7 protein-coding genes and 1 pseudogene are annotated in these 5416 nt (G+C 64.4%); 7 read left to right on the plus strand and 1 reads right to left on the minus strand.

All coding sequences use genetic code 11. The features are described from left to right. Positions 1–190 (minus strand): hypothetical protein (locus tag WCB02_RS01605; RefSeq protein WP_423955628.1); only part of this gene is annotated, 190 nt, incomplete at its 3' end. Here WCB02_RS01605 and WCB02_RS01610 point away from each other — a divergent pair. From WCB02_RS01610 to WCB02_RS01640, 7 genes and pseudogenes are all read left to right on the plus strand, one after another. Beyond that, a complete protein-coding gene (locus WCB02_RS01610) occupies positions 189–944 on the plus strand; it encodes a nitrogen fixation protein NifQ (protein WP_423955630.1) in 756 nt (251 codons plus the stop codon). The two genes, WCB02_RS01605 and WCB02_RS01610, sit on opposite strands and share 2 nt — an antisense overlap. Then, a complete protein-coding gene (irr, locus tag WCB02_RS01615; RefSeq protein WP_423955632.1) occupies positions 944–1456 on the plus strand; it encodes a Fur family transcriptional regulator Irr in 513 nt (170 codons plus the stop codon). The genes WCB02_RS01610 and irr overlap by 1 nt, the downstream gene beginning before the upstream one ends. Positions 1457–1609: 153 nt before the next feature. After that, complete coding sequence (nifV, locus tag WCB02_RS01620; RefSeq protein ID WP_423955634.1) at positions 1610–2791, plus strand: homocitrate synthase; 1182 nt, start codon at positions 1610–1612, stop codon at positions 2789–2791. 7 nt (positions 2792–2798) lie between these two features. After that, positions 2799–3584 carry a serine O-acetyltransferase gene (gene cysE / locus WCB02_RS01625; RefSeq protein WP_423955641.1) on the plus strand — a complete coding sequence of 262 codons (786 nt, stop codon included), beginning with the start codon at positions 2799–2801 and terminating at the stop codon, positions 3582–3584. An 11-nt stretch (positions 3585–3595) separates the two neighbouring features. Next, complete coding sequence (gene nifW / locus WCB02_RS01630) at positions 3596–3952, plus strand: nitrogenase stabilizing/protective protein NifW (protein WP_423955636.1); 357 nt, start codon at positions 3596–3598, stop codon at positions 3950–3952. Positions 3953–4228: 276 nt separating this feature from the next. Then, positions 4229–5071 (plus strand): electron transfer flavoprotein subunit beta/FixA family protein, encoded by an 843-nt coding sequence (locus tag WCB02_RS01635; RefSeq protein ID WP_423955638.1) that lies wholly within the window; start codon positions 4229–4231, stop codon positions 5069–5071. A 13-nt stretch (positions 5072–5084) separates the two neighbouring features. Beyond that, positions 5085–5416, plus strand: a pseudogene (locus WCB02_RS01640) (electron transfer flavoprotein subunit alpha); the annotation flags it as partial.

The raw sequence follows: 5416 nt of genomic DNA on the forward strand, positions 1-5416 counted from the left end.
TCGGCAAGACCGCGGCCGAACTCGCCGCCATGTCAGCGTAACCAGCACCGGTGCCGGCCTCCTCATCCCCATCGGGGAGGCCGGCATCACTGTCGATGACCTCAGTCCGTCGAGAGACTTGGGAGCAGAGCGTGATCACAGCGGATAGAGCAGGTCCTTCCATCGCGCCGCGTTCGCCCTCGCTGGCCATGTCCGACTGCCATGACTCCGACTGCCATGACTCCGACTGCAATGACTCCGACTGCAATGACGATGCCCATATCGGGATTGCGACCTATCGCCTGCTGACGGGCTGTGACCCGGCCGAGGCCATTATCGAAGACAACACCGATTTCGACCGGCACGTGCTGGCATCGATCCTCGCGGTCGCGGCGATGGACTGCGCAACGAACGGCGCGATGAGCGACGAGGGACTCGCCGAACGCGCCGGCTTGGCCGTTTCCGACCTCGCGGCACTGGTGTCCGAATGCTTTCCGAGCGGGCGACGGAATCTTGGCGACTGGTGCCAGCCGGTTGCGGCGGCCGAGGATGACGAGGCCGCCATGGTTCGCGAGCTTCTGCTCGCGCAGCGTTCGAGCGTGGGCGACGTCGGTCAATGGCTGGCCGCGATGGTCGCGCGCCGCGCGATGGAGCCGAATCATCTCTGGGAAGACCTCGGTTTGCGAGATCGCTCCGAGCTGTCCCGTCTGCTGAGCCGCCACTTCGGTCCGCTCGCCGTGCGCAATACCAAGAACATGCGTTGGAAGCGCTTCTTCTATCGTATGCTGTGCGAGGACGACGGCTTTGTCATGTGTACCACCCCGGTATGCACGCAATGCAATGACTTCGAATTGTGTTTCGGGGATGAGAGCGGCGAGAGCCGGATGGCGGAGCGGCGCCGCGAATTCCTGCTGCAGGCTGAGTTGCTTCCCGCCACCGCCGGTGCATCGACGGACGAGTCGTGATGGATACGCTGATCAGTCCCACCCCAGACGCCGCCGTCGAGTTTTTCCGGCTCGACGCTGAGACGCAATCCGGGTTCGGGTTTGAGGCCGCTTGCGCCGACTATTCCGAGGATCGCTGTACCGATCTCTTGCGCGGGGCCGGCCTGCGGCCGACGCGGCAGCGGCTGATGCTGGGCCAGCTGATGTTTGCGAAGGGCGACCGTCATGTCACGGCGGACATGCTTTATACGGAAGCTCTCGCGGCTGGCATTCATGTCTCGCAGGCTACCGTCTACAATACCCTGAACCAGTTCACCCAGGCGGGCCTGTTGCGCCGGATCGGCCCTGATGGATCGCGCTCGTTTTTCGACACGAATACCAGCGTGCATCCGCATTTCTTCGTCGACGGCGAGGACGTTCTCTTCGATGTCCCCGAGCCCGGCGTGTTGCTGGAACACGTGCCCGAGCCATTGCCGGGCCATGAGATCTCCCGGGTCGACGTCATCGTGCATCTGCGTCGCAAGCAGAGCTGACCCGTTCGGATCTGTGTCGCGTTTACGACGCTGTCCTGATTGCGACAATTCCAGCAGGCTAAAAAAGATACATATTATCATATGCTTAGATGATTATGGGCGTGGCACGCGGGTTGCTCAAGGTGAAGTGCAAGCACTGACACGGGAGTCCCCATGACCGCCCTCGCCCCCGCTCCATCCGACCCAGCGCGATCAAGACCGATCGTCCTGAATGACACGACGTTGCGCGACGGCGAGCAGGCACCCGGTGTGGCCTTCACGACCGAAGAGAAGGTTGCGATTGCCCGCGCGCTGGCGCGAGCCGGCGTGACCGAAATCGAAGCCGGAACGCCCGCGATGGGGCACGAGGAGGTCACCGCCATCCGCGCCATCGTCGAAGCCGGACTGCCGCTGACGGCGATCGGCTGGTGCCGGATGCGGCGCGAGGATGTCGATGCGGCGATGTCGGCTGGCGTGTCCATGGTCAACGTCTCGATCCCGTGCTCCGACGTGCAGATGGCCGCGAAGCTCGGCGGCGGCGGCCGCGCGGCTGCGCTGGAGCAGGTCAAGCGGGTGGTCGGCTATGCGCGCGACAAGGGATTGGCGGTCGCGGTCGGTGGCGAGGATTCCTCGCGCGCCGATGCCGATTTTCTCATCGAATTGATCGCAACCGCGAGGGCCGCGGGCGCCCGGCGGTTTCGCATCGCCGACACGCTCAGCGTGCTCGATCCGGACGCTTCCCACGCGCTGATGGCGCGGCTTCGCGCCACCACCGATCTCGAACTCGAATTTCACGGGCACGATGACCTCGGGCTGGCGACCGCAAACACCCTCGCGGCGATCAAGGCCGGCGCGTCCCATGCGTCGGTCACCGTGATCGGCCTTGGCGAGCGCGCCGGCAATGCGCCGCTCGAGGAGGTCGCCGTCGCGCTGAAGCAGCTTTATGGCCGGGACACCGGCATCGTGTTGTCCGAGCTCGAAAATGTCGCCGAGGTGGTGGCGAGGGCCGCCTCGCGCGCGATCCCGCTCAACAAGGCGATCGTCGGCGAGCACGTCTTCACGCACGAGTCCGGTATTCACGTCGACGGGTTGTTGAAGGACCAGCGCACCTACCAGTCGCTCGATCCGCGATTGTTCGGCCGTTCCAACCGGATCGTGATAGGCAAGCATTCCGGCCTCTCCGCGATCACGTCGCTATTGTCGGAGCTGCAACTGTCGTTCAGCGCCGACGAGGCGAGACGGATCTTGCTGCAGGTGCGCAAATATGCCGTCGAAAACAAGGGGCCGGTAATGCGCGAGACGGTGCGCGCCATCTGGTGCGAAGTCCGTGAGCGATCGCTTGCCAACTGCGCGTGAGACCATCATGTCGGGCATAGCCGATATCCCTGCCGTCGAGCGCGTCTCCGCAGCTTCCTCCAAGCCCTCGCTGCTCTGGCTGATCAAGGAGGACGTCGGCTGCGTTCGCCTGCGCGATCCCGCGGCGCGCAGCCGGTTCGAGACGTTGCTGACTTATCCCGGCATTCACGCGCTGATCTGGCATCGCGCCGCGCATCGGCTGTGGACGGCCGGCTGGCGCTTTCCGGCACGGCTGTTGTCGTGGTTCGGCCGCTTTCTGTCCAATGTCGACATTCATCCGGGTGCCCGCATCGGACACCGGTTCTTCATCGATCACGGCGCCTGCGTCGTCATCGGCGAGACCGCCGAGGTCGGCGACGACGTGACGCTGTATCACGGCGTGACGCTTGGCGGCGTATCGTGGTCGCCCGGTAAGCGCCATCCGACGTTGGAAAATGGCGTGGTGGTCGGCGCCGGCGCGAAGATCCTCGGGCCGATCACGGTGGGAAGCGGATCGCGCATCGGTGCCAATTCGGTGGTGATCGAGAACGTTCCGCCCGACGTCACTGTGGTCGGCATCCCGGCCAGGGTGGTGCGGCCGCAGCTCAGCCATCGCCGGGTCGTCGGCCATATCGATCTCGATCATCATCTGATGCCCGATCCGGTCGGCGACGCCATCGAGGTCTTGCTGGACCGGGTCGAATTTCTCGAAGCCCGCCTCGCGCATTTGCAGAGACGTGTGCGCGACGGAGGCGGAGCGGTGCGAGACGAGCAGACGGCAACCGAGCCTGCCAGCCACGTGGCTCAACCCTGAAGGAGAATGCGATGGCCGACCCTCAAGCTCTGCAAGCCGATCCAAGCGGCATTCTCGACCGCCTGCAGAAGGCATCGGCGGCGGAAGAGTTCTTCGCGCTGCTCGGCGTCGAGTATGACGCCAAGGTCGTCAATGTGGCGCGGCTGCACATTCTGCGGCGCATGGGACAATATCTCGCGGGCGAGGACTTCGCCGGCACCGCCGATGCGGCCGTGGCGGAGCGCTGTAAGTCGGTGCTCGAGAAGGCCTATGCCGATTTCGTCAAATCATCGCCGATCGATCAGCGCGTCTTCAAGGTTCTGAAGGACGCGGTCGCTCCGGCCCAGAAGCCGGCGGCAGCCTTTGTGCCGCTCAGCAGCATCAAATAACTCAGCTCGCGCGTTTGCAGGGCGGGTCGACCGAGAGTCGGCCCGCTTTGTCGCGTGCGCTGCTCGGCCGGATCGCAAGCCGGTGCTTTCGCCTGGCCGATCAGGCGCTGTCGCATTTCCGACGTGTGTCGGGATTGTCTCGTGGGGAACGGTTCAACGCCTTTTGCGGCTTCTCCCAAGCCTTTGTATTCGCGACTTATTTTACGCCGGCCGGCACTTGGTACGGCACTTGCTGTTCTCCTCTCCGACAGATCGGTCGAAGATTTGGAGAGGCGCATGCATATCGTTGTCTGCATCAAGCAGGTTCCGGACTCCGCGCAGATCCGCGTTCATCCCGTGACCAATACCATCATGCGGCAGGGGGTGCCGACCATCATCAACCCCTATGACCTGTTCGCGCTCGAAGCCGCGCTGGAGCTGCGCGACAAGTTCGGCGGTGAAGTCACCGTGCTGACCATGGGGCCGCCCTCGGCAGAGGACAGTCTGCGCAAGGCGCTGACCTTTGGCGCCGATCGCGCGGTCCTGCTCACCGATCGCTTCTTTGCCGGCGCCGATACGCTGGCGACGACCTATGCGCTTGCGACCGCGATCCGGAAGATCGGCACCGAATTCGGCGCCCCCGACCTGGTCTTTACCGGCAAGCAGACAATCGACGGCGACACCGCGCAGGTCGGGCCCGGCGTCGCCAAACGTCTCGGCCTGCTGCAGCTGACTTATGTGGCCAAGGTCAGCGCGCTGGACCTGACGGAACGGACAGTCGAGGCGGAGCGGCGCTCCGAGGGCGGTGTGCAGGTGCTGCGCACCAAGTTACCCTGTCTGATCACGATGCTGGAAGCGACCAACCAGATTCGCCGCGGCGCGATGCCGGATGCCTTGCGCGCCGCGCGCGCCATCATCGTGAAGTGGAGCGCACAGGATGCCGGCGTCGAGGATATTTCGAAATGCGGTCTGCGGGGCTCGCCGACCATCGTCAAGCGCGTCTTTGCCCCGGCGGCGCGAACCGACAAGGCAACGATCGTGGAGGTCGGCGATCAGCCGGCCGAGGCGCTGATCGAGGCCATCTTCAAGCGCCAGCCCAGCATCGAAGCCGAGCTCGCGGTGTCGGCGCGCGGATTTTGAACGGGAGAAGCCCATGAGCAATGCCACCAAGACTCCCGTCAAGACACCTGCCGCCGGCGGGCGCGCCTCGACCAAGAAGGAGCTGCCTGAGCATTTCAAGGCCTACAAGCACGTCTGGGTCTTCATTGAGCAGGAGCGCGGTCAGGTCCATCCGGTCTCCTGGGAACTGATGGGCGCCGGCCGCAAGCTGGCCGACAAGCTGAGTGTCGATCTTGCCGCAGTCGTCATCGGCCCCGAAGGCGAGGCCACCGAACACGCTGCGGCCGAATCGTTCTGCTATGGCGCCGACCTCGTCTACATGGTCGCCGACAATCTGCTCACTGACTATCGCAACGAGTCCTACAC

The organism is Bradyrhizobium sp. (assembly GCF_049581145.1).
Taxonomy (GTDB): Bacteria; Pseudomonadota; Alphaproteobacteria; order Rhizobiales; family Xanthobacteraceae; genus Bradyrhizobium.

Coding starts and splice junctions, on each gene's coding strand:
- WCB02_RS01610 (WP_423955630.1), top strand. CDS start 189: ATGTCCGACTGCCATGACTCCGACTGCCATGACTCCGACTGCAATGAC.
- cysE (WP_423955641.1), top strand. CDS start 2,799: ATGTCGGGCATAGCCGATATCCCTGCCGTCGAGCGCGTCTCCGCAGCT.
- WCB02_RS01635 (WP_423955638.1), top strand. CDS start 4,229: ATGCATATCGTTGTCTGCATCAAGCAGGTTCCGGACTCCGCGCAGATC.
- irr (WP_423955632.1), top strand. CDS start 944: ATGGATACGCTGATCAGTCCCACCCCAGACGCCGCCGTCGAGTTTTTC.
- nifV (WP_423955634.1), top strand. CDS start 1,610: ATGACCGCCCTCGCCCCCGCTCCATCCGACCCAGCGCGATCAAGACCG.
- nifW (WP_423955636.1), top strand. CDS start 3,596: ATGGCCGACCCTCAAGCTCTGCAAGCCGATCCAAGCGGCATTCTCGAC.